The organism is Nocardioides cremeus (genome assembly GCF_030518195.1).
Classification (GTDB): Bacteria; Actinomycetota; Actinomycetes; order Propionibacteriales; family Nocardioidaceae; genus Nocardioides; species Nocardioides cremeus.
Genome location: NZ_JAULSC010000342.1, coordinates 1 through 273, shown reverse-complemented (window position 1 = coordinate 273; position 273 = coordinate 1). Strand labels below are relative to the sequence as shown.

General features: G+C 44.0%; 1 protein-coding gene. It reads right to left on the bottom strand.

Annotated features, from left to right (window positions below):
• Positions 1 to 273 (bottom strand): hypothetical protein (locus tag QWJ41_RS21320; protein ID WP_302710508.1); only part of this gene is annotated, 273 nt, incomplete at both ends.

Below are 273 nucleotides of genomic sequence, written 5' to 3'. Positions count from 1 at the left end.
CCCAAGGGAGAGCGAGAGCATCGAGGATAAGGAGCAGGGTATCTCCCAGCAACCACATCACCCGGAATAATAGGTGTGTAGGTGACAGATTGTCGCCGAACAAAAAGTAACATTTTGAATTCGTCATCAAATCTTTTTTTTGGTCATCATGAGAGTGGTTTGGTGTTGGGTCGGAGTTTATTCTTTTTTCTAAAAATCTACTTTTTAAGCCTGGTATCTTTGTAAATGTCTTGAGGTGCTTCTCCCATGTTTTCGGGAAGCGGAAGGAGGGGG